This is a genomic window from Mesorhizobium sp. B2-1-1, assembly GCF_006442975.2.
GTDB lineage: Bacteria > Pseudomonadota > Alphaproteobacteria > Rhizobiales > Rhizobiaceae > Mesorhizobium.
Genome location: NZ_CP083954.1, coordinates 1856065 through 1881088, shown reverse-complemented (window position 1 = coordinate 1881088; position 25024 = coordinate 1856065). Strand labels below are relative to the sequence as shown.

Genomic DNA, 25024 nt, shown 5'->3' with positions numbered 1-25024 from the left:
GACTTGGCCGCCTAATTTAGCGAAGTCTAAATGACCTGCCGTCACGGGAGCGCTTGAAGCGCGGTGACGGACGATTGCGGAACGTTAGATTTGCGTTAGAATTTCGTCAGGCTGAGGCAGCAGATGCAAAGTGACGACGGCGGCGCTGCAAATAGAATCTCACTCTTCGGCGGCTTCCGTATTGAAACAACTGGCCCGCTTCGACTGGTCGGGAAACGCGGCCCGGCAATCGTTGCTTATCTGGCCCGATGTCCGGGCATGGCAGCGACGCGGGAGAGACTGGCTGATCTGCTATGGGGCGACAGCGATGGCGAACATTCGCGCAACAGTCTTCGCCAAGCGCTCAGCGTCCTGCGCCGCGATCTCTCGGGTGTCGATCTTATCCATTCCACCGGAGAGTTGATCCACCTCAGGCCAGAGGCGTTCCGGGTCGATGTGGAGGAGTTCGAGACGGGTTTATCGGCCCGCTCCGCGCAGGAACTCGAAAAGGCTCTGGCGAACTACACCGGCCCGTTCCTCGACGGTCTCCATGTGGGAAGCAATGGCTTCGACGACTGGGTCGCGTCGGAACGCGACAGGTTGCTCGGTCGTGCGCTTGAATCGTTCGAGAAACTGGCTCGCCTCGTCGACGCTGAAGCGGGCCTCGTCCTGGCCGATCGCGTCCTGGCTATGGATCCGGCGCGGGAAGAATCCTATCGGCTCAAGATGGAATTGCTCCTTGCTTGTGGTCAACGCGACAAGGCGCTCAGGACATACGAGGCTTGCAGAAGCATGCTGAAGAAGGAGTTCGGCGTCGAAGCCGGCCCTGAGACGCGGGCACTATGGCAGTCCCTGCTGCTCACTTCCGACACGGCGTCACACGCACCGTCGGCAAGTGGTGTTGCGGCCAGCCATCGTCTCGGACACCCCTCCATCGGCGTTGCCGACTTCACCAATCTGACCGGAAAACAAGGCGACAATTTTTTCTCCAAGGGACTGGTCCAGGACATCACGACAGCCCTTTCCGAGGTGGCCGACTATGTCGTGCTCTCCGCGGTTCCCCCGACAGATAAGATCGGCCCGCGCCAGGAAGGTAAAGCGCCGGGAGCGCTGCGCGCACAATATGTGCTCAGCGGCAGCATCCAGAGATCCGGCAATGGGCTGAGGGTGAACATCCAGCTTGTCGATGCCGTCGGCGGTCATCATGTCTGGGCCCAGAAGTTCGACGGCCACTCCGAGAATGCGCTCGAATTCCAGGACAGGATCGCCCAGTCCGTCGTTCTGGCGGTGATCCTCGAACTTCAACTGACCAACTGGAAGGTCCGCGACAAGAGTCCGCCTGGTCCCCCTGAAGTGCGCAGGTTGGTGAACGAGGCGCTCATGAAATATTTTGAGATGACCCACGACTCGCTGCTGGTCGGGATGGAACTTGCGACGAAGGCGCTCTCGACAGGGCCCGACAACGCCCGTGCGAAGCGGACGCTCTCGATCATGATTTCCATGGGCATCGCGTTTGGCGCGCTGCCCCGCGAGCAGGGCAATATCGAGTATACGCTGGCGCTTGCCGAGGCCGCGGTGCGGGCGGTGCCGGACGATGAAATTGCCCGGTGCATCTTGTCATTCGCTCTCGAAAGTTGCGGTCGTATCGACGAGGCGATCGTCGAATGCCGGCACGCGATCAGCCTCAACCCAAATTATCCGAGCGGCCACGGCGATATTGCGATGCTCTTCGCGCTGCGCGGGCAGGTCAGCGAAGCCGTGCGCGAGGCGAACGAGGCGATCCGGCTGGGAACCCATGACGTCATCGACTACTGGCGTCACCACGGGCTCGTTATGGCGCTGTTTGCCGGCGGAGACGATCAGCGGGCGCTCGAGGTCGCGCGCAAGGTGGTCAGGACAAAGCCGGGCTTCGTTCGTGGCGCGCTTTATTGGGCCGCGGCCGCGGCCGCAACCGGCAATCGCGATGAAGCGTCGCGGGCCATCCATCATTGCCTGTCACAACTTCCGCATCTCAATCTGAGCAATGTCTGCCCTGGCTTTGTGCCGCGCTATGTGAAGGATCATCACCATTCCCGGTTCCTTGAAATGCTGTCGAGGGCCGGTCTTCCCCCGTCCTGAAGCGCGTCACGTTCGAACGGATTCGGGCGAGACGCCTTCTGCAGGTCGTTCTCCCAAAACCGGAAGCCACATTTTTACCCGACATGCGTTGTTGAAATCTGGCTGCGCGGCTGGATGCAGAGAACCCTGACCTTCCTTCCTCCCCCCGCAAGCCTGCCACAAGCTTGTTGAGGCATGGTCTGGCCAAGGAAACCCGACAAAAGGCGGACTTTCTTGGCGATCTCTCCCCCCAGCGACATCGTGATGGATGTTATCCGAGCAGCCGAGCCGGCGGATCTCGCGGCCGCGCGCGCCGCGCTGACCAGGCATGCGGGCGGCGTTGCCGGCAGCTTTTCGGTCGATGCCGCTTCGGCCGGGACGATGCTGTCGCGCGCCACCGCCGACCAGGCCATGGCGGCCGATCCATCCAAGAAGTTCAAGAAATTCGAAGCCATGGTGCTCCAGACCTTCATCCAGAACATGATGCCCAAGGACACCGAGGGCGTGTACGGCAAGGGCCTGGCCGGCGACATGTGGAAATCGCAGCTCGCCGAGCGCGTCGCCGACGTCATGGCCGAGCGTGGTGGCATCGGCATCGCCAAGTCGCTGCTCGCCGACCATTATCTCGAAGGCAAGCGCAAGGTGCCGATCGGCCCAGTCTCCGGCGGGCCTGAAAAGACCGAGACCGACCGGCAGAGCCGTCTGTCCACCTCGCTCGTCCAGGAGCTGCAGCGCAAGGCCGCCAGGTCCATGACCGGCGATGAAACGACCACAAAGACAGACATCAAGATCTAGACTGGGAAACGCCATGGCCGACTTTTCGGAATTCACCGCCAACCTGCCGGCGCGCACGGCCACATCGGAAGCCCCGGTCGCACTCGCGCGGCCCGGAAACCTTGCCGCCATCATCGGCCGCATCGAGGAAGTCGTCGAGCAAGAGACGGCCGGGCTGCGCAGCGACACCGGCTACGACCTCAAGGCATCGAACGCGCGCAAGAGCCGCTATCTCTATGAACTGACCCGTGCCATGCGCGGCGGCAGCGAAGCCGAGTTCCTCGAACAGCACCGCGAAGGCCTTGTCCGGCTTCGCCAGAAGCTTGCGAAGAACGAGGCGGCGATCCTGGCGCATCTGAGCGCCGTCAACGAGGTCGCAGGCCTGTTGCGCACCGCCATCCAGCGCGCCGAAACCGACGGCACTTATTCCGCCGGCGAATTCGGCCGGGCGCGCGGTTAGCGCGCGGTGGTCGCCGGCTCGGGTGCCTGAATGGTCAAGGTCATCGCCATCGCGGTCTGGATCTGCGTCGCCACGCTCGGCGCGGTGTTCTATTCGTTCCAGGCCGCCGGCGAACGCGGCGTCGGCGAAAAGCCGAAGCCGATGCTGGGCGGACTGGACTACGTCAAGACCGAGGTCATCTCGGTGCCGCTGATCCGCAACGCCAGGATCGACGGTTATTTCCTGACCAAGTTGGTCTACACGGTCGAACCCGAGCAGATCAAGAAACTGTCGATCCCGGCCGAGGCGCTGATCACCGACCAGGTCTATTCCTACCTCTATTCCAATCCGCAGATCGACTTCACCAAGAAGGAGACGATCGACCTCGACGCCTTCCGCGCCGCGATCCGCGATACCGTCAACACACGCGTCGGCGCCACACTGGTGCATGAGGTTCTGGTCGATCAGGTCAATTTCCTGAGCAAGGATGAGATACGAGACAACTGGTTGCGCCGCCGGCAGGAAGCCGGCGCCACTGCGTCCGAGATGACCAAGGCCTTCAAGTCGCATTGAGCCCCCGGCATGCCACTGGCCAGGCACGGTGATCCGGTCCCTCGCCCGGTGCGGCGATAGAACCAGGCCATGCAATTCGCATTGACGTAAACGTCAATCCAAAGCTATATGCGGTAGCGACCGTGGCCGCGAAGATGCATGGCCCTCGGGCGGATCATGCCGGGGCGCGACAGATGCAACCGAACAGGCAGATGCAACCAGACAGGAGAACAGCGTGAGCGTTCAGGAGATTGCCGACAAGATCAGGTCGCGCGTGGCCAGCAGCGGGTTCGATCGTTCCGTGAAATTCGACACCGGCGGCGACGGCGTCATCGTCATCGACGGCGCCGATGTCTCGACCACCGATGGCCCCGCCGACTGCACCATCAAGCTCTCGCTCGACGATCTGGACTCGCTGATATCGGGCGATCTCAACCCGACCATGGCGTTCATGACCGGCAAGATAAAGGTCGAAGGCGACATGTCTGTCGCCATGGCGCTCAGCCAGTTGATCGGCTGAGACAGAAGACCGCCGAGACTGTTCTCGGGACGAAAACGCCGCCGTTTCGGGCGGCGTTTTTCGTTCGTTTGGGGCTCAGCGCCTCAGGCCGCCAGCGTCGGCGCCTTCAGCTTGCGCCCCGCGGCCTTCAGCGTGCCATGGACGCCGTCGAGCGCGCCCTCCACCAGTTCCACCGCGAGCAGCCGATGCCGCTCATACGGGCCCGGCATGGCCAGCGAACCGGTTTTTGCGGCCGAGAAGCCGAAGCGGCCGTAATAGGGCGCGTCGCCGACCAGCAGGATCGCCGCGTGGCCGAGACGCGCGGCTTCGGCGACCGCATGGCGCATCAGCGCCGAGCCGATGCCGGCACTCTTGAGCGAAGGAGCGACCGCCAGGGGCCCAAGCAACAGTGCTGCCGGACCGCCCTCGCCCAGCGTGACGTCCCAGAGCCGCACCGTGCCCATCACGGCGCCCGATGCGTCGCGCGCGACGAAAGCCAGGCCTTCCGAGGGCCGCCGGCCCCGCCGCAGCTTCTCCGACGACTTCGTCTTGCGCTTCGGCCCCATGGCGGCATCGAGCAACGCCTCGCGCGCCGCGATGTCATCAGGCGTTTCGGCAACGATGGCGAAAGCACGGGCACTCTCCCCCCTCGAGGGGGAGATGTCGCCGAAGGCGACAGAGGGGTTCGCCGCGCGTGAAGCGCTAGCCCCATGCGGTCCAAGAGACGTCGAGGCGGCTGAGACAAACCCCTCCGGCCACTTCGTGACCATCTCCACCTCTGAGGGGGAGATGTCGCGCGCAGCGCCTTCGACAACGAAATTTGCAATGTCCATTTCCGCGATCCATTCACGAGCGGAGACTGTTCCACAGGCGAGCCCGGATGGGCGACAAACGCCCACCTGGGATGATCCGACGGTTCTTTCGAACCGTCAGATCACGTAGGATCGGAGAGGCTCGAAGCCGTTGAAGGCGACCGCCGAATAGGTGGTCGTGTAGGCCCCGGTGCCTTCGATCAGCACCTCGTCGCCGATGGTCAGCGACAGAGGCAGCGGATAGGGCGTCTTCTCATACATCACGTCCGCCGAATCGCAGGTCGGGCCGGCGAGCACGCAAGGCGCGGTTTCCGTGCCGTCATGCGCGGTCACTAGGGGATAGCGGATCGCCTCGTCCATCGTCTCGGCCAGGCCGCCGAATTTGCCGATATCGAGGAACACCCAGCGCACATTGTCGTTGTCCGCCTTCTTCGAGATCAGCACGACTTCCGACTTGATGACGCCGGCATTGCCGACCATGCCGCGGCCCGGCTCGATGATGGTCTCGGGAATGGCGTTGCCGAAATGCTTGCGCAGCGCCGAGAAGATGGCCTGGCCGTAAGCCTGGGCCGCCGGCACGTCGCGCAGGTAGCGCGTCGGGAAGCCGCCGCCCATATTGACCATCTTCAAGACGATGCCTTCCTCGGCGAGCGTCGAAAACACGGTCTTGGCGTCGGCCAGCGCGCGATCCCAGGCCGTCAGGTCGGTCTGCTGCGAGCCGACATGGAACGACACGCCATAGGCGTCGAGCCCGAGCGCCTTGGCATGGCGCAGCACGTCGACGGCCATCGCAGGCACGCAGCCGAACTTGCGCGACAGCGGCCATTCGGCGCCCTCGCCATCGGTCAGCACGCGGCAGAACACGCGGGCGCCTGGAGCGGCGCGGGCGATCTTCTCGACCTCCTCGACGCAATCGACGGCGAACAGCTTGATACCGAGCTGGTAGGCGCGCGCGATGTCGCGCTCCTTCTTGATTGTGTTGCCGAAGGAGATGCGGTCCGCCGGCGCACCGGCGTCCATCGCCATCTCGACTTCGGCAACGGAAGCGGTGTCGAAGGACGAGCCCATCGCAGCAAGGAGGCGCAGGATTTCCGGCGCCGGGTTTGCTTTCACCGCATAGTAGATCCTGGAATCGGGCAGCGCCTTCTCGAAGGCGCGGAAATTGTCGCGCACGACATCGAGGTCGACGACGAGGCAAGGACCGGTCGGACGTCGGGTGGCGAGGAAGTCGAGGATGCGCTGCGTGGCCATCGGGTTTCTCCATCACGCCTTTCGGCGCGCACAAGGGTGCGGACGCGGGCTGTCGGCCTCGCGAACACGCGGTGGACAAAGGCGGGACGGAATTCCATGGAACCAGCCGGTGGAGACCCCGGAACCATGAAACGCCGTCTCGCGGCGATGAACCTTGGCCTTGCCCGGCTTCGGTTCGCTTTGTCTGCCTTGGCTTGGACTGGGAGAACCCCGTTCCGCACTGCCGGCAATGATGGTGTGCCTCTTCAGTAACCCCGGTCTTTGGACAACCGGCAGAGAACCAGAAAGGCCCGCACCGTCGTTGCTTCAAGGTGTCCTCGATCTGGCGGTTGGCCGCTAAACCGACTGGAGGGGTTGGCTCCAGTTACCTTACCGATTTCCCTCACCATTCAGAGGGTCGGCGGACACCCACAGGCACGTGCGACTTTGGGCAAGCGCGATATAGGGGCAGAGAGATTCACAATCAATAAAAATCGTATCGCAGGTTGTAAAAATTCCGGCATCGAACAATGTTGGTTTCACCGTATCCGGATATCGAACGATGACAGGCACGCACGCCCCTCTCGACGCCCTTCGGCACCCTCGCAAGCTATCGGTGGTCGGGCCTGTCGCTGGCCCTTCCGGCGGCGACATTGCCCTGATACGGCTCGGCCGAAATCTCGATGCCGCACGAAAGGCCTGATTCATGGACACACTGACTCGTATGCGCGCCTTCATCGACGTGGTCGAGGCCGAGGGCTTTTCGGCGGCGGCGCGCAAGATCGGCCGCTCCAAGGCGCTGCTGTCGAAATATGTGCGCGAGCTGGAGGACGAGCTCGGCGCGCTGCTGCTCAACCGCACCACCCGCCAGTTCTCGATGACCGAGGCCGGCCACACCTATTATCGCCGCGCCTCCGAGATCGTGCGCGAGGTCGACAGTCTTGCCGACGCCGTGCGCGAATCCTCCGGCGATGTGCGCGGCAGGATCAAGCTGTCTGCGCCGCGCACCTTCGCCGACGCGCCGATCGGCCAGTCGCTGATCGACTTCGCCAAGCAATATCCCGACATCGTGCTCGACATCCAGCTGGACGACCGCTTTGTCGACCTCGTCGAGGAAGGCTTCGATCTCGCGGTGCGCATCTCGCGCCTGGAGAACTCGTCGCTGATCGCCAGGCGTCTGGCGCCGTTCTCGACGCGGCTGTGCGCATCTCCCGAACTCATCGCAAAACATGGCATGCCGGTACGGGCGCAGGATCTCGGCCGCATGCCCTGCATCGTCGACACCAATGGCCGCGGCTTGAACAACTGGCAATTCAAGGGAGACGGCGAGGATACGGTGAGCGTCTCGGTCTCCGGCCCGATCGAAGTCAACAGCCCGATGGCGGCGCGGGCTGCTGCCCTGTCGGGGTTGGGATTTGCCATCCTGCCGGATTTCATCGCCGCGCCGGATATTGCGAGCGGCCGGCTGGTGACGGTGCTGGATGACCGCACCCTGTCGGGCGCCGGCATTTTCGCCGTCTATCCGCACCGGCGCTATTTGCCCGCCAAGGTGCGTGTCTTCGTCGATTTCCTGGTCCAGTGGTTCAGGACGCGCGAAACCGCATGACCGCCTTCAATTGCGGCGCGGTCCCATTTTCGCCCCCTTTCTGGTAACTGTCGACTTCTCTCCGAAGCCAAGGGAATCGCGACCGCGAATGCATCTGAGACGGCACGCAATCATGCTGGCTTCGGCCCTGGCGGCGACATTGGCCGCCGTTGGACCGGCAGAGGTGCATCCGCACGTTTTCGCCGAGGCCCGCCTCGACGTGATCCTCTCCCCGGATCACCAAAGCGTGAAAGCGCTGCGCCATCTCTGGCGCTTCGACGATCTGTTTTCCAGTACTGTCATGATGGAGTTCGACAAGAATTCCGACCTGAAGCTTGACGACAAGGAGTTGAAGGAGGTCGCCGACACGGTCCACGCCTCGCTGGCCGACTTCAACTACTTCCAGCTCGTCACCCAGGACGGCAAGGACGTGCCGATGACGCCGCCGCCGCATCTGATGGCCAATTTCGACAACGACCAGCTGATCATCCTGTTCGAGTCCGAACCGAAGGCGCCGATCAAGCTCGCCGGCAAGATCGATATCGGCGTCTACGATCCGACCTTCTACACGGCGATCGATTTCACCGAGGACGCCAACATCACGGTCGAGGGCCTGCCCCCGAACTGCACCGACAAGGTGGTCCGCCCCGACCCGGATGAGGCCATCAAGGAAAACCAGAAGACCCTGACGGACGCCTTCTTCAACGACCCGACAGGCACCGACATGAGCAAGATCTTTGCCACCAAGCTCGAACTGACCTGTCAGCCAGAAGGATGAACCCGGTGATGAGACCATCCCTGCGTTTGGCATTCGGCCTGTTGGCCATCAGCTTCGCGATGGTGCATTTCGCCGGCTCGGCTCATGCCCAGAGCTCGCTCGGCATCGGCGTCAACGATGGCATGGCGCCGACCACCGGCCCGTTCGCCCACATCCTGATGTGGATCAATCTCAGGCAGCAGGAATTCTATCGCGCGCTCGCCACCGCGATGAAGGCGATGCGCCAGGACAACAGCAAGCTCTGGGTGCTCATCGGCCTGTCCTTCGCCTACGGCATTTTCCACGCCGCCGGCCCCGGCCACGGCAAGGCGGTGATCTCGTCCTACATGGTCGCCAACGAAGTGGCGCTGCGGCGTGGCATCCTGTTGTCGTTTGTCTCGGCCCTGCTGCAGGGCCTGACCGCGGTCGCGGTCATGGCAGTCGCCTATTTCGTCCTGCGCGGTACCGCCGTCTCGATGACCGATGCGGCCTGGTTCATGGAGATCATGAGCTTCGTCTTCGTCACCCTGTTCGGCGCCTGGCTGCTGTGGCGCAAGCTCGGCCCTTCCATCCTGCGCCTGTTCGGCAGAGGTCCCGCCTACAGCCTGTCGGCGGCTCACGCCGGGCATTCTCACGCGAGCCATTCGCATGCCGCTCACAGCCATTCGGCGCACGCGCTGCATCAGCATGATCATGATGACCACGGGCATGACCATTCGCACGATCATCATGACCACGGCGCGCATGATCATCACCACGATCATGGCGCGCACGATCACGCGCACGCGGCGGGCGAGGTCTGCGAGACCTGCGGCCACTCGCATGCGCCAGATCCGGCGCTGCTGTCGGGCGACCGCTTCGACTGGCGCACCGCCTGGACGGCGGTGGCCGCGGTCGGTATCCGCCCCTGCTCCGGCGCGCTGATCGTGCTCAGCTTCGCCCTGCTCAATGGCCTGTGGCTCGGCGGCCTGCTGTCGGTGCTGGCGATGTCGATCGGCACCGCCATAACCGTCTCGGCGCTGGCCACGATCGCGGTGACCGCAAAGAACTGGGCGGTGTATTTCGCCGGCGACGGCCGCATGGGCAACCGCATCCATTCGATCGTCGAGATCGGCGGTGCCGCCTTCGTGTTCCTGTTCGGACTGCTGCTGCTGTCGGCGAGCCTGACGGGCGGCGTTTGACCCGGAAGTAGCGCCCGAAGGTGTGTTGAGATTCAGGTCAGGCCGCGCCGAGAACGGTTGATATCGAGAACCGGAGCGGAGCGTACTTAAAGTACGTGAGCACCGGAAGCGCAGGTATCAGCCGTTCGCAGGCCGGCATCACCTGAATATCAATACACCTTGCCGCCCAGTTCATCCTCGATATGAGCGCGGATAATCTCGTCAAAACTCTTCTCGGCGCTGAAACCTAATTCCCTTGACCGCCGCGCCTCGAACCGCGTCGGCCAGCCCTTGACGATCGCCCAGATCGTCTCGTCCGGCTCCTCGCGGATCAGGCTCACCGCCTTCGGCCCGGCGATGCGTTCCAGCGCCTCGATCTGCTCGCCGACAGTGACGGCGACGCCTGGCATCGTCAGGTTGCGGCGCGGCCCGACGGCGGCGCCGTCGATCCCGGCCGCATGGATCAGGAAATTCACCGCCGAGCGTGGGCTGGCGTGGGTATGGACGACGGTGCGCGGCACCGGCAGGATCGCCTCCTGACCGTTCAGCGGCTCGCGGATGATGCCGGAGAAGAAGCCGGAGGCCGCCTTGTTCGGCTTGCCCGGCCGCACGCAGATGGTCGGCAGCCGGATGCCGATGCCGTCGAAGAAGCCGCGCCTGGAATAGTCGGCCAGCAGCGCCTCGCTCATCTGCTTCTGCGTGCCGTAGGAGGTCAGCGGCGTCGTGTGGAATTCATCGGGAATGACGTCCGGGAACGGCGCACCGAACACCGCGATCGACGAGGTGAACACGACGCGCGGCGCAAACCCAGCCAGGCGGATGGCATCGAACAAGGCGCGCGTGCCGTCGAGATTGACGCGGTAGCCGAGATCGAAATTGGCTTCCGCCTCGCCCGACACGATGCCGGCGAGATGGAACACGACGTCGGGTCGCGACGCGACCAGCCTCTCGGCGGCGCCCGCCTCGGCGAGATCGCCGGTATGGCTGTGGATGCTGACGCCATCGATGGCCGGCGCCTGTGGCGGTACGATGTCGTGTAGGTCGAGCGCGGTGATCTTCTGGCCGCGCAGCCTGCCGTCCTTTGCCAGCCGTGCAATGAGCTTGCGGCCGACCATGCCGGCGGCGCCCGTGATCAGAATGCGCATGTCGAACTTCCCTTATTTGCCCTGATTTTTGCGTTGGCTGCGCGCGCGCAGCCAGAACACCAAGAAAAACGCCAGCACGAACGCGGTGCCGAAGATGCCGGCCAGCACGGTCGACAGATCGCCGAGGGCCAGCATCATGTTTGGCAGGAAATAAACGGCAATGCCGAACAGCAGCATGATCGACAGCGCGGCGATGGCGGCGTTCTTGGTATCGCGATCCATTATGCTGTCCCTGCGTGGCCAGGGGTCGTCGAGCTCGGATTCAAGGCGCTTGGATTCCCTGCGTCAGTGATGATGGCCATGATGCAAAGCCGCGTCATGCCCCTGGTGGTGATCATGGTCATGACCATGGTCGTGCTCGTCGCCGTCGTCGGCGCACTGGCCGAATTCAGGTTCCACCGTGGCATGGCTGATGCCATGCTCCGACGCAAGCCGCTTCTTGATCGCGCTGACCGCCTTGTGCGCGTCCACGCCCTCGTTGAGGCATGCATGCAGCGTCGCCATGCTGCTGGTGCCGTCGATCGACCAGATATGCATGTGGTGCACCTCGCGCACCCCCTGGACCGTCGTCGCGATGTCGCTGGCGATCAGGTCCCGGTCGAGGCTCGGCGGCACCCCTTCGAGCAGGACGTGGGCGGCCGCGCGCATCAGCGACCATGCCGTGGACAGGATCAGCAGCGAGACCAGCACCGACAGGATCGGATCGATCGGGGTCCAGCCGGTGGCCAGAATGACGATCGCCGCCACGATTGCCGCGGCCGAGCCGAGCAGGTCGCCGAGCACATGCAGGATGGCGCCGCGCATGTTGAGGCTCTCACGGTCGCCGCCATGCAGCACCAGGAAGGAGCCGATGTTGACCAGCAGGCCGAGGATCGCCACCACCAGCATCGGCCCGCCCAGCACCGGCGCCGGCGTCTGCAGGCGCTCCCACGCCTCGTAGACGATCCACAGCGCGATGACGAAGATGGCGATGCCGTTGGTGTAGGCCACCAACGTCTTGACCCGGCCGAAGCCATAGGTCAGGCGGACGGTCGCCGGCCGGTCCGCAAGATGAAACGCATACCAGGCCAGGCCGAGCGCAATGGCGTCGGCAAGCATGTGGCCGGCATCGGCCAGCAGCGCCAGAGAGCCGGTGAAGAGGCCGCCAAGCGCCTCCGCCACCATAAAGCCCGCCGTCAGGCAGGCCGCGATCAGAACGCGCTTCTTGTCGGTCGAGCCATGACTATGCGCGCTGTGGCCGTGCCCGCTGTAGCCGTGCCCGCTGTGGTCGTGGCGGCTGTCGTCGTGCCGGCTGTCGTCGTGACTGTGCGCCAATGGCAAACTCCCATGCCCGGATTCAGCTCAAGCGCCGAATTCCGCGCGAAAATCCTCGAGCCGTCGTTTCTGCTGGCCGGCACCGTCGAAATTGGCCGGATCGAGCCACGCCTCGTAGGCTTTGCGCAAGGCCGGCCATTCCTTGTCGATGATCGAATACCATGCGGTGTCGCGGTTTTCACCCTTGACGATCAGGTGCTGGCGGAAAACGCCCTCGAACTTGAAGCCGAACCGTTCCGCGGCGCGCTTCGACGGCTCGTTGCGGTTGTTGCATTTCCATTCGTAGCGGCGATAGCCGAGCTCGTCGAAAATGTATTTCATGAACAGGAACTGCGCTTCCGTCGCCGCCGGCTTGCGCGCGATGAGCGGCCCCCAATAGATGTTGCCGATCTCGATGACGCCATAGGCCGGATCGATGCGCATCAACGTCTGGCGCCCGGCGACCTTGCCGCTCGGTTTGTCGATGACGGCGAAGAACAGCGGATCCTCGCTCGCCTCCACCTTGTCCAGCCAAGGCTGGAAGGCGGCGCGGGTTTCCGGCGGATAGTCGGGCAGCCAGGCGAAGCGGCCATCGACGTCGGCCACGGAAGACGCTTCATAGAGGCCATCGCCATGCTTCGCGGCGCTCAGCGGCTCAAGCCTGACATAGCGGCCCTCCAGCACCTTGCGCTCCGGGCGCGGACGCGGTTGCCAGTCCTTGAGATTTTCCGACACCGAAAGCTCCAATCCGTTTGACTTTTGCGGGCCGAAGCTCACAAAAACGCAACCGCATAGCAAGAACCACACGGACGGGAAAAATGCTCCACACGATTTCGGCCTTCGATCGTCTCGGCGAGGAAAACGCCTTCGCCGTGCTCGCGAGGGCCACGGCACTCGCCCAACAAGGCCGCGACATCGTCAATCTCGGCATCGGCCAGCCCGACTTCAAGACGCCGCAGCACATTGTCGAGGCGGCGATCAAGGCGCTGCGCGACGGCCACCACGGCTACACGCCGGCGAACGGCCTGTTGGCGACGCGCGAGGCGGTGGTGCGCCGCACGCTGACCACGACCGGGGTCGAGGTATCGCCCGAGGCGGTGATGATCCTGCCCGGCGGCAAGCCGACCATGTTCGCCGCCATCCTGATGTTCGGCGAGCCCGGCGCCGAGATCCTCTATCCCGATCCCGGCTTTCCCATCTATCGCTCTATGATCGAGTTCACCGGTGCGGCACCCATCCCCGTGCCGATGCGCGAGGAGAACGGCTTTGCCTTCTCGGCCGAGGAGACGCTGGCGCTGATCACCTCTAAGACACGGCTCTTGATCCTCAACTCGCCGGCCAACCCGACCGGCGGCGTCACACCGCGCGCCGAGATCGAGAAGTTGGTCAAGGGACTGGAGGCACATCCGCAGGTGGCCATCCTTTCCGACGAAATCTACGACGTGATGACCTATGACGGCGAAAAACACTGCTCGCTGCTCGGGTTTCCCGAAATCCGCGACCGGCTGATCGTGCTCAACGGCTGGTCGAAGACCTGGGCGATGACCGGTTGGCGCATGGGCTGGTCGATCTGGCCGAACGGCGACAAGGGTGCCCATCTCTACGACAAAGTGCGCAAGCTGGCGGTCAATTGCTGGTCCTGCGTCAACGCGCCGAGCCAGTTTGCCGGCATCGCGGCCATCGACGGCCCACAGGACGACGTCGACAAGATGATGCGCGCCTTCGACCGCCGCAGGAAGATCGTGGTCGAGGGACTGAACGCCCTGCCAAACATATCCTGCATCACGCCCAAGGGCGCCTTCTATGCCTTCCCCAACGTGTCGAAGACCGGCTGGAAGGCGAAGCAACTGGCCTCGGCCCTGCTCGACGACGCCGGCGTGGCGTTGATCGGCGGCCCCGATTTCGGCATTCTCGGCGAGGGCTATGTCAGGCTCTCCTACGCCAATTCCGAGGAGAACATTTTGCGCGCGCTGGACAGGATCGGAGCGTTCCTGGCCAAGTGAGGCCTCCGGCGTTCGCCGCGAGTCCGCATCGATTGCCGCTGGCGGCATGGCAATGTCATGATGCGTCGGGAGGCGCATGGCCAAAGACTGTGCCTGCGTGCGGGGAGCCGCTACGATCGTTGGATCAGGATCGAAATGGGGTGCCTCGATGTTTTATGCAATTCTTGCCTATCACGTGGAAGACGCGATCAAGGCACTGACGCCGCAGGAAGATGCGGCATTGATGACCGACCTGCTCAAGATCCACGACGGGCTCTATGCGAACGGCAGCCTCGGCCCCTCGGCGCGGCTTGGAGCGACCCAGTCGGCCTGCACCTTGCGCGGACCCGGCGACGGGATCGTCATCGACGGCCCCTTCGCCGAGACCAAGGAACAGCTTCTCGGCCTCTATGTCGTCGATTGCGCCAAGCGCGATGACGCGATCGCCATCGCGCGCGATCTGCGCCGCGTCAACCCGACCGCCGTCTACGAGATCCGCCCGATCGCGCTCTATCTGCCGGGCGTGGCGCTGGCGGGGGTCTAAAGCAATTCCGGGAAAAGCGCGTAGCGCTTTCCCTTGGGAATTGCGCAAAAATAAAGGCTTGGTCAGCCTCTGCCCACGAACGGCATCTTGGTCGCCATCACGGTCATGAACAGCACATTGGCCTCGAGCGGCAGGCTGGCCATGTGGACGACGGCGTCGGCCACGTGCTGGACGTCCATCACCGCTTCGGCGGCAATGGAGCCGTTGGCCTGTGGCACGCCGACCGTCATCGGTTGCGCCATGTCGGTCAGCGCATTGCCGATGTCGATCTGGCCGCAGGCGATGTCGTAGGGGCGGCCGTCGAGCGCCAGCGTCTTGGTCAGCCCGGTGATGGCATGCTTGGTCGCGGTATAGGGCACCGATCCCGGGCGCGGCGCGTAGGCCGAGATGGAGCCGTTGTTGATGATGCGGCCGCCCATCGGTTTCTGCTTGCGCATGGCGCGGAAGGCCGCGCGGGCGCACAGGAACGAACCGGTGAGATTTACGCCCACAATATCGTTCCACACCTCGACCGGGATCTCGTCGATCGGCGCCGACTTGTAGCCCATGCCGGCATTGTTGAAGAGCAGGTCGACGCGGCCGAACGCCTCCGCCACCGTCTCGAACAAATCATCGACCTCGCCGGGCTTGCTGATGTCGCAGGCGACAGCCAGTGCCTTGGCATCCGTCTGCCCGGCCGCGGCGATCGCCTCGTCCAGCACCCCCTTCCGGCGTCCGCAGAACACGGTGTTCCAGCCGGCTTTGAGCAGCGCGGTGGCGACGCTCTTGCCGATGCCCGTGCCGGCGCCGGTGACGATGGCGGTTTTTTCGGTCATGGCAGATATCCTCCGGCTGCGCCGCATTTGGCTCGACTGATTTTCAGGTGGTCCAGGGGCAAAAGGCATCGCAAATGACGGCGGCGATGGCAAGCGGGACACTGGTATCCAGGGCAACGAATCCAAGCTGACAGGTCTCTTCGGGCCTTCGACCGCGCGCTGTCGAGGGAGCATTGAACGGAAAACCCGCCTGCGGCGAGTCCCTGGCGCAACTCAGCACCATAACCAAATATCTACCATAGTTGCCGTCACCCCGTCAAGGAAAAAATTCCTATCGAGGGTTCGGAGCCTGGCCGGGTACCGAAAAGCGCAATTCGTTTTTGGGAGAAGCACGGAGGGCCGACAAAAAGGGCGGTCATTGGCGACCGCCCTGATCTGGACCGGACTTGGGAGGAGGAAAGCCGATCCGACTGTCTAGAATCATGCGCTTCCTGGGTTAACGAGAGGTTAACGCCACGAAGGCCCGCCTGTTCCGTTTTGGCCTACCAGCGTGGATTGGGTGAGGTCCCGGCCTTGGCAGCCGGCACTTTGACCGCCGAAACCGTTGCCTCGACATGGTCGATCAGCGCATCCGGCAGGCCGAGCCGGCCCGCGAGCAGATCGAGATAGCCGCGCTCGGCGCGTGTGTCGGGATCGATTGTAAGGCGCGACGCGGTGTAGAGCTCAAGCTTCTGCGCGTCGGTCTTGGCGCCGGCCACCAGCGTGTCGAGGTCGAGCGGGTTCTCCAGCTCCGCCATCAGGAATTTTTCCGCATCGGAACCGATCCCCGCGAGGCTCAGCTTGCCGGCGATCTTCTTGCGCTCCTCATCGTCGACATGGCCGTCGGCCTTGGCCGCCGAGATCATCGCCCGCACCAGGGTCAGCGTGAATTCGTCCTCGCCCTGCGGCGCTTGCGACGGGTGGAACGCAGTGTCCTTCGGCGGCGGCAGCAATTCCGGTTCGCCGGCCGCCGGCGCCTGCTCGGGTGCATTGCCGGCCTTGTAGTTCTGGTAGGCCTTGTAGGCGAGGCCACCGATCGCTGCCAACCCACCGAGCTTGACGGCGGCACCGGTGACCTGGCGCCCGGCGCCGGTTCCAAGCAGCACCGCGGCCAGCGCGCCCGCCGCAAGAGGATTGTCCTTGGCCATCTGCACCGCCTGTCCGGCCTTGTCGCGGACCGTGCCGCCGGTGCCGGGAATTTGCGAGCCGAGCAGATCGTCGAGAAGCTTCTTGGGATCGAACATCAATGCCTCCAGGATTGCCCGGCCGAACGGGCAGGTTTCGAACGCCGAAGACGTAGGTCCCGAAACCTGACATTGCAATGACGGGCGGCCGCTTTGCCCCGGCCCAGGCGCCTTGATCAGGACCCGATATGCGGTCCCCTGCCCCGCGCCTGCGCCAGCTCGACCTGCCGCTGGCGCTCGGCATAGCGCTGGCGGTCGTCGTCCGACCGAGCGTCGAAACAATGCGGGCAGGAGACGCCGGCGGCAAATTTCGGCGATGTCAGCTCGTCCAAGGTCAGCGGATGGCGGCAGGCGCGGCACAGCTCGGCGTCGCCCTCGGCGAGGCCGTGCGACACCGAAACCCGTTCGTCGAAGACGAAGCATTCGCCTTGCCACAGGCTGTCTTCGGCCGGCACCTCTTCGAGGTATTTCAGGATGCCGCCCTTGAGATGGAACACCTCCTCGAGACCAAGCGACCTGACATAGGCCGTCGCCTTCTCGCAGCGTATGCCGCCAGTGCAGAACATGGCGACCTTGCGGCCTTCCAGTTCCGCGCGGTGCTCTTCCACCCAGGCCGGGAATTCGCGAAAGCTCGCGGTCGCCGGATCGATGGCGCCCTTGAAGGTGCCGATCGACACTTCGTAGGCGTTGCGCGTGTCGATGACGATCGTGTCGGGTTGGGAAATCAGCGCGTTCCAATCGGCCGGCGCGACATAGGTGCCGGCACTCTTCGCCGGGTCGATGTCTTCGACACCCATGGTGACGATCTCGCGCTTCAGCCGCACCTTCATGCGGTGGAAGGGCGTTTGCGCGGCGCTGCTGTATTTCACCTCGAGGCCGGACAGCCCGTCGATGGCTTCGAGATGGTCGATCAATTCGGCAATCGCCGCATCGCTGCCGGCGACCGTGCCGTTGATGCCTTCATGCGCCAGAAGCAGCGTACCCCTGATGCCGCGCCCACAGCAGAAGGCAGCCAGCGGCGCCCGCAGCACCTCGAACGCGTCGAGCCGGGCAAATTTGTAGAGCGCGGCGACGCGGACAGGCTGGGATGGCGCGGACGGTGTCATTGCCAGAGCAACTAGACGCTCGTAAAAGCCGTTTCAAGGTGAAACGGGTTTGACGGCCTGCCATGGCCCTGTTCCGGAAGAGCCCGTAAGCTACCCGGCGTGCGTGACATCACGACACGCCCGGTTGCGTGGACAGGAAAATACCCGTCTGCTAATCGGTTGAATTGACAACGATATGGAGAAGAAGATGCCCAGCAAGACCGAAAAACTCCTGTCGTTGCTCAACGGTCAGCCGGTCATCCCGGTGTTGAAGATCGCTGATGTTGCCAATGCGGTGCCGTTGGCCCGCGCTTTGGCGCGCGGCGGCCTGCCGGCGATCGAGATCACGCTCAGGACCGCGGATGCGCTGGAAGCGATCCGGCGCGTGGCCGGCGAGGTCGAGGAAGCCATCGTCGGTGCCGGCACCATTCTGGATGCGCGTCAGTTCGACGAGGCGGCCGCCGCCGGCTCGCAATTCATCGTCAGCCCGGGCATAACCCGCGAGCTTCTGGCAGGCGCCGCCGACAGCGAGGTTCCGCTGCTGCCCGGCGCCATTACCCCCGGCGAGATCATGGCCGCGCGCGAAGCCGGCTTGCGCTTCCTGAAGTTCTTCCCGGCCGAGCAGTCCGGCGGCATCGCCTCGCTGAAGGCATTCGCCTCGCCGCTCGCCGACGTGAAATTCTGCCCGACCGGCGGTATCACCGGCAAGAACGCGGCCGACTATCTCAGCCTGCCCAATGTTATCTGCGTCGGCGGCTCCTGGGTTGCCCCCGACGACATGGTCAAGGCCGGCAGGTGGGACGAGATCGAAGCTCTCGCACGCGCCGCGAGCAAGCTCACCGGATAAGCGCTTTCGCGTTCACCAGCGCAGCGGGCCATTCTCGTCGAAATAGCCGGCGGTCGGACCATCGGCATCGAGCGTCGCCAGGCGCACGATGATCTCGGCTGCCTGCTGCACCGTGCGACCGCCCCTGTGCCCGTTGAGATCGGTCGCGGTGTAGCCGGGAGCAGCGGCATTCACCTTGATGCCGCGCGGCGCGAGTTCCCTGGCGAACGCCACCGTAATCGCGTTGAGCGCCGTCTTGGAGCTGCCATAGCCCATTATGTTGGGCGACTGGTTTTCGCCTGTTGCGTCCTGCGCGCGTGCGATCGAGCCGATATAGCTGCTCACCATGACGATGCGGCCGGCGGGCGATGCCAGCAAGAGCGGCAGGAATGCCTGGGTGACGCGGACCGGGCCGAAGACGTTGACATCATAGGTGGCCTTGATGTCGGCGATGTTCTCCCGGCTCGGCGGCAACTCATACCGCCCGTTCGAGCCGAGCGCGTCGACATATCCAGGAGCAATGCCGGCATTGTTGACCAGCACGTCGAGGCTGGCTACCCGCGCCGCGACGGTCCTGGCGGCGGCCACCACGCTTTCGTCATCGGCGACGTCGAGTTCGAGCCACTCGACGTCGAGCCCTTCGCTGCGCAGCGCCTGTGCCGTCGCGGTGCCGCGTTCGGCGTCGCGGGCGCCGAGCCAGACCTTGAATCCCGTTGCCGCCAGGCGCCGTGCGGTCTCCAGGCCGATGCCCTTGTTGGCGCCGGTCACCAGTGCGCGCTTCGATCTCGTCATATCCAAATCTCCTTTGTGGAGGCCTGATGCCTGTCGCCTGGAAGTGGCCCTGTCCGGGAAAACGACATGCATAAAACAAAGGCCCAGGGCGCGTCGCCAAACGCGACGCGCCTTAGAGATGGCGGATTGCCGCCCGCCTGGCGCGCCGAAAACTCTCTTGCTCTTGCCTGATCCTCTCACCTGGTTGCGCGGCCCACGCGGATCGGCAATGCTGAAACGATGAGAGAAGCGCTGCTGGAATTGATCGCCATCGCCGCCCGCCATGCGCATGGACGGCGGACAAGGACGGCGATCCCTCGCGTTACGATCGGCCGCAGCGAGGTCCCGACGCCGCCTATGCCCGAGCTTTGTCAGCCGACGGCGCTGTTCGTGCTGCAAGGCACGAAATCGGTGCTGATCGGCGAGCGTACGCTTCGTTATCAAGCCGGCAGCTATTTCGTCTACGCAGTCGAGACACCCGCCACCAGCCAGCTGATCGAGGCGAGCACCGCGCATCCCTATGTGGCCATCGGCTTCGCCCTTGATGTCAAGGCGATCGCAGCCCTGCTCATCGAGCACGAGCCGGCCGTCGGTGGCGACGATTTCATGACCTACCTAGCCAATGACGACCTGCTCGACGCGTGGCGCCGGATGCTGCGGCTGCTCGACAGGCCCGCCGAGATTCCCGTGCTCGCTCCCCTGCTCGAGCGCGAGATATTGTTTCGCCTGTTGCAAGGCCCGCAAGGCGCGAAGTTGCGCCAGCTCGCCGGCGCCGACAGCCGCTTGTCACAGATCCGCCGGGCGACCGCCTGGATCCGGGCTCACTATGACGAGCCTATCGAGGTGCGGCGGTTGGCCGAGCTCGCCAATATGAGCAGCGCTGCGTTTCATCGCCACTTCAAGGCGGCGACGGCGATGAGCCCGATCCAGTACCAGAAGCAGGTCCGCCTGCTGGAGGCCCGCCACCTGCTGCTGGCCCAGCCGGGAAACGCCGCGCGGGTTGCCTTTACCGTGGGCTATGAAAGCGCTTCGCAGTTCAGCCGGGAGTATGCGCGTCAGTTCGGGTTGCCGCCTGCACGCGATGCCGCGCGGCTTCTGGCGCGGGGCGAAGCGGCCGCGCTGGACATCGACTGAACCATCCCGGGCGGCACGAAAAAGCCCGGCCGGCTTGCGCCGATCGGGCTAGTCTGGTGCCATGATAGTCAGTGGTGTCTTGGCGGTCAGTTGCAGACCCTGACCTTCTCGACCGCCTTGTGGCGATGCTTCCAATGCGTGACCATCTTGGTCCGGCAGTGATGCTTGCCATTTTTGATGATCACGGTTTCGGCTTGCGAGGGAGCAAAAGCCGCCGATGCCGCCACCAGCGCCAGGACGGATGCCAACAGGATCTTCTTCATGAATATCCCCGGGGTTGGAACGCAGCCATTCTAGCCGGGAAACAGGCAGCTTTTACCTTTTCACGAGAAGTTCAGGCACCCGTGATCCCCGCGGGGCCGGGGCCGGCTTCATGCATGCCGGTTGTGCCCGCACACAGCCGGCTGACAACGAAAAGCCGCGCCGGTTGCCCGGCGCGGCTTTCGGAATGCCCGGTCTTTACTTCGTCTGGAAGCGCGCGACGGACAGGAATTTTACGGCATTGCCGGTGAAACGGTTGGCATCCGCCATCTGGTCGCCCTGCTGGAAGCCGGCCGTGTAGACCTCGCTCGGCGGCGTGTGGACCACGTTGTAGGCGTAGCCCGGCGCCGTCGTGGCGCTCGAAACCGTCGCGACATTCTCGCCGCTGGTCAGCGCCCAGCGGGCGGCCTGCGGTGCGGCGGCAACCACGATGGCCTTGGGACCGGGTTTCAGGTCGCGGGCGGTGGCTCTGGCCTCCTTGCGGGTCGTCTTCACGCCGGCGCCGATCGCGGCGACCGGATCGGAACCGGCAGCGCGGGCGACGACGGCCTCGCGCGGCGATGCGGCATCGACGCCGGACGGGTCGTTGAAAGCCGAACGAGGCTCGGACAACGACGCAACCCGATAATAGTCAGCCTGCACGGGAAGCGCCTCGGCCTCGTCGAGCACGGCCTTGACCGCATCGGGCTTGACCGCATCGGGCTTGGCCGCATCGATATTGGTCATATCCGGCCGCGCGCTCGGCAGCACCGAGAAGGCATCGGTCGCGGTCTTGCCACGCTCGGCCGTCTCGGCCAGCGCCATCAGCACATCCTTGCTGGGCGCAGGCGCCAGCACCGCCGGCAACGTGTGTTCGGGGCGCCATGTCGGCAAAGGTATGTTGTTGGCGGCAACCTGCGCTGCATCGGCGGCGACCGCCGAGGGATCAGCCTTGCCGAAAGGCATATTCGCCGGCGTCTGCACGGTTGCCACGGTCTGTTCGGTGCTGGCCGTCGCATCCGCCATGCCGAAGGGAACATTTTCAGGCGGCTGCGCGCCGACATCGACTTTCGGCCGCGGCGCGAAATCGGGCAGCGGGATGCTGCGTGCCGGCAACGCCGCGATGATGGTCTCGGGCGTATCCTTTTCCGGCTCCGGGGCCTGCTCCTCGGCGACCTGCGGGATCTCGGCGCGCTTGGCGTTCTCGGGCGCCACGATCGCGATCCCCGGCAGGGTGCCGCTCTTGGCGGTGCTCGCCGGTACCGGCTTCACGCTTCTCGGCTTCGGCGCCGGCTCTGCCGATGCGACATCGGCGCTGTCGTCGGCCTCGTCGTCGCCGCCGCCGAAGAAGGCAGCCAGGAGTCCGCCGGACCTTTTGGAACCACCGCCGGCGCTGGCCAGCTCGATGGCGGCGCCGCCGGAGCCCTTGCGTGCCTTGTATGAGGCAAGCGCCTGCTCAAAGCCAGGCAGCGGCCGGCCGTCGCTCGGCACGTGCAGCGTCTTGCCGTTCGGGAACAGGCTCACCAGTTCCTGTCGGCTGATGCCGGGCCAATGGCGCACATTGCCGACATCCATGTGGACGAACGGCGAACCGGATCTCGGATAGTAGCCGACGCCGCCGCCCTGCATCTTGAGCCCGATATTGCGCAGCTTCTTCAGCGGCACGCCCGGAATGTAGAAGTCCATCGCCTTGCCGAGCATGTGCTGGCTCTTCTCGGCGACACCCTTGCTGCGACTGCGCAGCATCGAGTTCGTCGACGGCGAGCGATAGCCGCAAACCACCTGGATATAGTCGGTGGCGCCGCTTTCCCGATAGGCTTCCCAGACCAGGTCCAGCAGGCGCGGGTCCATCTTGGTCGGCTCGTTGCGGCGCCAGTCGCGCAGGATGATGTTGATCTTCCTCAGCCCGGCCTGATCGTAACGGCCGTTGCGCTTGTAGACGATCTCCGCCTTCTCGTGCGTGTGGAGGTGGTAGAGCTTCAGCGAACGCACTTCGGCCCTGGCGCCGGTTGCGGCAGCGGCAAGAAAACCAAATGCGACAATCATGGCCGCCAGCCACTTCGGCCAGACGCTCAAATGATAGTGCCGCCCGTTTGTGTGTCGTTCGATTCTGTTCAAATCAAAAGGCCTTGCAGGCTGCCGTTTGTCCCCGGATTTGCCCAAACGGACGTGTCGTTGTCACATCCGAATATCGATCCTAATGGTTAATCATCGCTTATTGAAGCCGAAATGCGGTAAGACCGTGGCGATATCCCGCCAAAAATTGTCCACAAGGTTTCTTGGTAAACCGCTGGTTTAGATCATGATTCCTCGTTTGGCCGAAACACGATCTGTTACCGTTAGCCTTAATGCGTGAACGGGACCGTCGGGGACGTCGCCATCGGCGCGCCACACTCCGGTCCAGTCAATGCACCGGCGACATGATGGCAGCGCAAGCTGGTCCCGGCCTTGCGTGACCGCACTCGGGCCGACCGCTCTCAGGCCGGACATCGGGCGGCTGTGCGCGATAGCGCCCTCAGGAAGCGAGCCGGTCGAGCCTGCCGGTTTCCGGATCGATGCCGTATTCCTTGAGCTTGCGGTAAAGCGTCGAGCGGCCGATGCCGAGGCGGCGGGCGACTTCGCTCATCTGGCCGTTGTAGTGATCGATGGCGAGCTTGATCATCTCCAGTTCGACATCCGCCAGCGCGCGCACATTGCCGCGCTCGTCGAGCGCGCGCAGCGTGCCGAAGCGTGGCTGAAGCCGCGTCGGCGATTCGGGTTCGGCAGCCGAAACGCCCTCGCCGGCCAGCGCCGGCTCATCGCGCGGTTCTACGGCCAAAGCCGGGCCGGTCGGCGCGATGTCCACATCGAGACGGACCGTGCCCTCCACCTGGGCGCGGATTTGCGGGAAATCCTCGACGCCGAGCACATCGCCTTCGCACAGCACCGAGGCGCGGAAGACGGCATTTTCCAGCTGCCGGATGTTGCCGGGCCAGTCATAGGCCTGGAGCACGGCGAGCGCCGCCGCCGAAATGCCCCGCAGGCGATGGCGCGGGTCTGCCGGAGCCACCTTCTCCATGAAATGTGCGACCAGATCGGGAATGTCGTCGCGGCGGTCGCGCAAGGGCGGCACATAGATCGGATAGACGTTGAGCCGGTAGAACAGGTCCTCGCGGAACTTGCCGTCCTTGACCTGCTGCAGGAGATTGCGGTGCGTCGCCGAAATCAGCCTGATGTCGACCCGGACCGTGGCGCGGCCGCCGACCGGATCGACCTCGCCATCCTGGACGGCGCGCAGCAGCTTGACCTGCACGTCGAGCGGCAGGTCGCCGATCTCGTCCAGAAACAGCGTGCCCGAATGCGCTTCGACGAATTTGCCGGTGTGCTTCTCCGTGGCTCCGGTGAACGAGCCCTTCTCATGGCCGAACAGGATCGATTCGACCAGATTGTCGGGAATGGCGCCGCAATTGACGGTGACGAACGGTTTCGAGCGGCGGTCGCCGCTGCCTTGTATGGCGCGCGCCACCAGTTCCTTGCCGACGCCGGATTCGCCCTCGATCAGGATCGGGATGTTGGATGCCGCCGCTTTCTGGCCGAGGCGGATCACCTTGTCCATGGCGGGACTGTGCGTGATCATGTCCCTGAAGGTCAGCAGCCCGCCGCGCCGGCGCGACGTGCGCTTGACCTCGCCTTCGACAGCCTCAACCTTGAGCGCGTTGGCGATCGAGGCCTGCAGCCTGTCGGGAGAGGCCGGCTTGACGACGAAGTCGAAGGCGCCGTGGCGCATCGCCGAAACCACGGTCTCGATGCCGCCCTGGGCGGTCTGCACGATGACCGGGATGGTGATGCCGCGCTCGCGCATCGCCTTGAGCACGCCGATGCCATCGAGATCAGGCATGACCAGATCGAGGATGACCACCGACACGTCGCGGGCGCCGGGTCCGTCGAGGGCGTCGAGGCCGGCAGCGCCCCCGTCGACCACGATTGCGGTGTGGCCGAACCGCGTCACCGCCGCCTCGAGCAGCCGGCGCTGCACGGGATCGTCATCGACTATGAGTATGGAACCTGTCATGACTGTCTTGAGCCGCCCGCCTGATATCCCCATGGACCATCTTGGCACAGGGTTCTAAATAAGGTTTCAAAAAACCCGGTGAACGAATTCC

General features: G+C 64.3%; 25 protein-coding genes. 12 read left to right on the top strand and 13 right to left on the bottom strand.

The genetic code is table 11. From position 1 onward, the window contains the following. Positions 1-123 precede the first annotated feature (123 nt). The 5 genes from FJ972_RS09155 to FJ972_RS09135 all read left to right on the top strand — a co-directional run bounded on the left by FJ972_RS09155 (position 124) and on the right by FJ972_RS09135 (position 4361). Positions 124-2097 carry a BTAD domain-containing putative transcriptional regulator gene (locus FJ972_RS09155; RefSeq protein ID WP_140522356.1) on the top strand — a complete coding sequence of 658 codons (1974 nt, stop codon included), beginning with the start codon at positions 124-126 and terminating at the stop codon, positions 2095-2097. Between the two features lie 174 nt (positions 2098-2271). After that, the gene (locus FJ972_RS09150) at positions 2272-2871 is read left to right on the top strand and encodes a rod-binding protein (protein WP_181171779.1); all 600 of its coding nucleotides are present in this window, start codon (positions 2272-2274) and stop codon (positions 2869-2871) included. 13 nt (positions 2872-2884) lie between these two features. Next, positions 2885-3310, top strand: coding sequence for a hypothetical protein (locus FJ972_RS09145; protein WP_140496250.1), 426 nt, complete (start codon positions 2885-2887; stop codon positions 3308-3310). A gap of 30 nt (positions 3311-3340) precedes the next feature. Further along, complete coding sequence (locus tag FJ972_RS09140; protein ID WP_140496251.1) at positions 3341-3862, top strand: hypothetical protein; 522 nt, start codon at positions 3341-3343, stop codon at positions 3860-3862. A gap of 214 nt (positions 3863-4076) precedes the next feature. Beyond that, positions 4077-4361 (top strand): SCP2 sterol-binding domain-containing protein, encoded by a 285-nt coding sequence (locus tag FJ972_RS09135; RefSeq protein ID WP_140522358.1) that lies wholly within the window; start codon positions 4077-4079, stop codon positions 4359-4361. 83 nt (positions 4362-4444) lie between these two features. On the opposite strand, the gene FJ972_RS09130 is transcribed toward FJ972_RS09135, so the two are convergent. Next, positions 4445-5110: a GNAT family N-acetyltransferase gene (locus tag FJ972_RS09130; RefSeq protein WP_140522717.1), complete on the bottom strand. Its 666-nt coding sequence runs from the start codon at positions 5108-5110 to the stop codon at positions 4445-4447. 159 nt (positions 5111-5269) lie between these two features. Beyond that, positions 5270-6403: an ornithine/lysine decarboxylase gene (gene odc2, locus FJ972_RS09125; RefSeq protein ID WP_140513661.1), complete on the bottom strand. Its 1134-nt coding sequence runs from the start codon at positions 6401-6403 to the stop codon at positions 5270-5272. Between the two features lie 685 nt (positions 6404-7088). On the opposite strand from odc2, the gene FJ972_RS09120 reads away from it, so the two are divergent. From FJ972_RS09120 to FJ972_RS09110, 3 genes are all read left to right on the top strand, one after another. Further along, positions 7089-7988: a LysR family transcriptional regulator gene (locus tag FJ972_RS09120; RefSeq protein ID WP_140522360.1), complete on the top strand. Its 900-nt coding sequence runs from the start codon at positions 7089-7091 to the stop codon at positions 7986-7988. Between the two features lie 88 nt (positions 7989-8076). Then, a complete protein-coding gene (locus FJ972_RS09115) occupies positions 8077-8745 on the top strand; it encodes a DUF1007 family protein (RefSeq protein ID WP_140522362.1) in 669 nt (222 codons plus the stop codon). Continuing rightward, positions 8742-9905 (top strand): nickel/cobalt transporter, encoded by a 1164-nt coding sequence (locus FJ972_RS09110; RefSeq protein WP_140522364.1) that lies wholly within the window; start codon positions 8742-8744, stop codon positions 9903-9905. Before FJ972_RS09115 ends, FJ972_RS09110 begins: the two co-directional genes overlap by 4 nt. 149 nt (positions 9906-10054) lie before the next feature. Here the strand turns inward: FJ972_RS09110 and denD are convergent, their stop codons facing one another. Genes denD through FJ972_RS09090 form a run of 4 tightly spaced genes read right to left on the bottom strand, consistent with a single transcriptional unit; the run spans position 10055 to position 13057 of the window. Continuing rightward, positions 10055-11029 carry a D-erythronate dehydrogenase gene (gene denD, locus FJ972_RS09105; RefSeq protein ID WP_140496257.1) on the bottom strand — a complete coding sequence of 325 codons (975 nt, stop codon included), beginning with the start codon at positions 11027-11029 and terminating at the stop codon, positions 10055-10057. Between the two features lie 12 nt (positions 11030-11041). Further along, positions 11042-11254: a SoxR reducing system RseC family protein gene (locus FJ972_RS09100; RefSeq protein WP_140522366.1), complete on the bottom strand. Its 213-nt coding sequence runs from the start codon at positions 11252-11254 to the stop codon at positions 11042-11044. A gap of 60 nt (positions 11255-11314) precedes the next feature. Next, on the bottom strand, positions 11315-12343 hold the full coding sequence (locus FJ972_RS09095) for a cation diffusion facilitator family transporter (RefSeq protein WP_140522368.1): 1029 nt from the start codon (positions 12341-12343) through the stop codon (positions 11315-11317). Between the two features lie 27 nt (positions 12344-12370). After that, positions 12371-13057, bottom strand: a complete 687-nt coding sequence (locus FJ972_RS09090) for a GNAT family N-acetyltransferase (protein ID WP_140522370.1) — start codon at positions 13055-13057, stop codon at positions 12371-12373. 83 nt (positions 13058-13140) lie between these two features. Between FJ972_RS09090 and FJ972_RS09085 the strand changes: the two genes are divergently transcribed. Continuing rightward, positions 13141-14325, top strand: coding sequence for a pyridoxal phosphate-dependent aminotransferase (locus FJ972_RS09085; protein ID WP_140522372.1), 1185 nt, complete (start codon positions 13141-13143; stop codon positions 14323-14325). 148 nt (positions 14326-14473) lie between these two features. Then, positions 14474-14848: a YciI family protein gene (locus FJ972_RS09080; protein ID WP_140522374.1), complete on the top strand. Its 375-nt coding sequence runs from the start codon at positions 14474-14476 to the stop codon at positions 14846-14848. 62 nt (positions 14849-14910) lie between these two features. Here FJ972_RS09080 and FJ972_RS09075 read toward each other — a convergent pair whose 3' ends face one another. The 3 genes from FJ972_RS09075 to FJ972_RS09065 all read right to left on the bottom strand — a co-directional run bounded on the left by FJ972_RS09075 (position 14911) and on the right by FJ972_RS09065 (position 17932). After that, complete coding sequence (locus FJ972_RS09075) at positions 14911-15663, bottom strand: SDR family oxidoreductase (RefSeq protein WP_140522375.1); 753 nt, start codon at positions 15661-15663, stop codon at positions 14911-14913. 482 nt (positions 15664-16145) lie between these two features. Beyond that, entirely contained in the window at positions 16146-16886 is a 741-nt protein-coding gene (locus tag FJ972_RS09070; protein WP_140513669.1) for a tellurite resistance TerB family protein, read from the bottom strand. 116 nt (positions 16887-17002) lie between these two features. Continuing rightward, the gene (locus tag FJ972_RS09065; protein WP_140522377.1) at positions 17003-17932 is read right to left on the bottom strand and encodes a rhodanese-related sulfurtransferase; all 930 of its coding nucleotides are present in this window, start codon (positions 17930-17932) and stop codon (positions 17003-17005) included. A gap of 187 nt (positions 17933-18119) precedes the next feature. Between FJ972_RS09065 and FJ972_RS09060 the strand changes: the two genes are divergently transcribed. Then, positions 18120-18758, top strand: coding sequence for a 2-dehydro-3-deoxy-phosphogluconate aldolase (locus FJ972_RS09060; RefSeq protein ID WP_140522379.1), 639 nt, complete (start codon positions 18120-18122; stop codon positions 18756-18758). Positions 18759-18770: 12 nt separating this feature from the next. Here FJ972_RS09060 and FJ972_RS09055 read toward each other — a convergent pair whose 3' ends face one another. Continuing rightward, complete coding sequence (locus FJ972_RS09055; RefSeq protein WP_140522380.1) at positions 18771-19529, bottom strand: SDR family oxidoreductase; 759 nt, start codon at positions 19527-19529, stop codon at positions 18771-18773. A gap of 219 nt (positions 19530-19748) precedes the next feature. Between FJ972_RS09055 and FJ972_RS09050 the strand changes: the two genes are divergently transcribed. Beyond that, a complete protein-coding gene (locus FJ972_RS09050; protein ID WP_140522382.1) occupies positions 19749-20642 on the top strand; it encodes an AraC family transcriptional regulator in 894 nt (297 codons plus the stop codon). A gap of 86 nt (positions 20643-20728) precedes the next feature. On the opposite strand, the gene FJ972_RS09045 is transcribed toward FJ972_RS09050, so the two are convergent. The 3 genes from FJ972_RS09045 to FJ972_RS09035 form a co-directional block, all read right to left on the bottom strand. Then, positions 20729-20905, bottom strand: coding sequence for a hypothetical protein (locus FJ972_RS09045; RefSeq protein ID WP_181165230.1), 177 nt, complete (start codon positions 20903-20905; stop codon positions 20729-20731). 196 nt (positions 20906-21101) lie between these two features. Continuing rightward, entirely contained in the window at positions 21102-22928 is a 1827-nt protein-coding gene (locus tag FJ972_RS09040; protein ID WP_181168319.1) for a DUF882 domain-containing protein, read from the bottom strand. A gap of 469 nt (positions 22929-23397) precedes the next feature. Further along, the gene (locus FJ972_RS09035; protein WP_140522386.1) at positions 23398-24933 is read right to left on the bottom strand and encodes a sigma-54-dependent transcriptional regulator; all 1536 of its coding nucleotides are present in this window, start codon (positions 24931-24933) and stop codon (positions 23398-23400) included. Positions 24934-25024: the final 91 nt, after the last annotated feature.

Bases quoted from the DNA above. Each gene is read 5' to 3' on its own strand.
- FJ972_RS09155 (WP_140522356.1), top strand. From the start codon at position 124: ATGCAAAGTGACGACGGCGGCGCTGCAAATAGAATCTCACTCTTCGGC.
- FJ972_RS09150 (WP_181171779.1), top strand. From the start codon at position 2,272: ATGGTCTGGCCAAGGAAACCCGACAAAAGGCGGACTTTCTTGGCGATC.
- FJ972_RS09145 (WP_140496250.1), top strand. From the start codon at position 2,885: ATGGCCGACTTTTCGGAATTCACCGCCAACCTGCCGGCGCGCACGGCC.
- FJ972_RS09140 (WP_140496251.1), top strand. From the start codon at position 3,341: ATGGTCAAGGTCATCGCCATCGCGGTCTGGATCTGCGTCGCCACGCTC.
- FJ972_RS09130 (WP_140522717.1), bottom strand. From the start codon at position 5,110: ATGGTCACGAAGTGGCCGGAGGGGTTTGTCTCAGCCGCCTCGACGTCT.
- odc2 (WP_140513661.1), bottom strand. From the start codon at position 6,403: ATGGCCACGCAGCGCATCCTCGACTTCCTCGCCACCCGACGTCCGACC.
- FJ972_RS09120 (WP_140522360.1), top strand. From the start codon at position 7,089: ATGGACACACTGACTCGTATGCGCGCCTTCATCGACGTGGTCGAGGCC.
- FJ972_RS09115 (WP_140522362.1), top strand. From the start codon at position 8,077: ATGCATCTGAGACGGCACGCAATCATGCTGGCTTCGGCCCTGGCGGCG.
- FJ972_RS09110 (WP_140522364.1), top strand. From the start codon at position 8,742: ATGAACCCGGTGATGAGACCATCCCTGCGTTTGGCATTCGGCCTGTTG.
- denD (WP_140496257.1), bottom strand. From the start codon at position 11,029: ATGCGCATTCTGATCACGGGCGCCGCCGGCATGGTCGGCCGCAAGCTC.
- FJ972_RS09085 (WP_140522372.1), top strand. From the start codon at position 13,141: ATGCTCCACACGATTTCGGCCTTCGATCGTCTCGGCGAGGAAAACGCC.
- FJ972_RS09080 (WP_140522374.1), top strand. From the start codon at position 14,474: ATGTTTTATGCAATTCTTGCCTATCACGTGGAAGACGCGATCAAGGCA.
- FJ972_RS09075 (WP_140522375.1), bottom strand. From the start codon at position 15,663: ATGACCGAAAAAACCGCCATCGTCACCGGCGCCGGCACGGGCATCGGC.
- FJ972_RS09070 (WP_140513669.1), bottom strand. From the start codon at position 16,886: ATGTTCGATCCCAAGAAGCTTCTCGACGATCTGCTCGGCTCGCAAATT.
- FJ972_RS09065 (WP_140522377.1), bottom strand. From the start codon at position 17,932: ATGACACCGTCCGCGCCATCCCAGCCTGTCCGCGTCGCCGCGCTCTAC.
- FJ972_RS09060 (WP_140522379.1), top strand. From the start codon at position 18,120: ATGCCCAGCAAGACCGAAAAACTCCTGTCGTTGCTCAACGGTCAGCCG.
- FJ972_RS09055 (WP_140522380.1), bottom strand. From the start codon at position 19,529: ATGACGAGATCGAAGCGCGCACTGGTGACCGGCGCCAACAAGGGCATC.
- FJ972_RS09050 (WP_140522382.1), top strand. From the start codon at position 19,749: ATGAGAGAAGCGCTGCTGGAATTGATCGCCATCGCCGCCCGCCATGCG.
- FJ972_RS09045 (WP_181165230.1), bottom strand. From the start codon at position 20,905: ATGAAGAAGATCCTGTTGGCATCCGTCCTGGCGCTGGTGGCGGCATCG.
- FJ972_RS09040 (WP_181168319.1), bottom strand. From the start codon at position 22,928: ATGATTGTCGCATTTGGTTTTCTTGCCGCTGCCGCAACCGGCGCCAGG.
- FJ972_RS09035 (WP_140522386.1), bottom strand. From the start codon at position 24,933: ATGACAGGTTCCATACTCATAGTCGATGACGATCCCGTGCAGCGCCGG.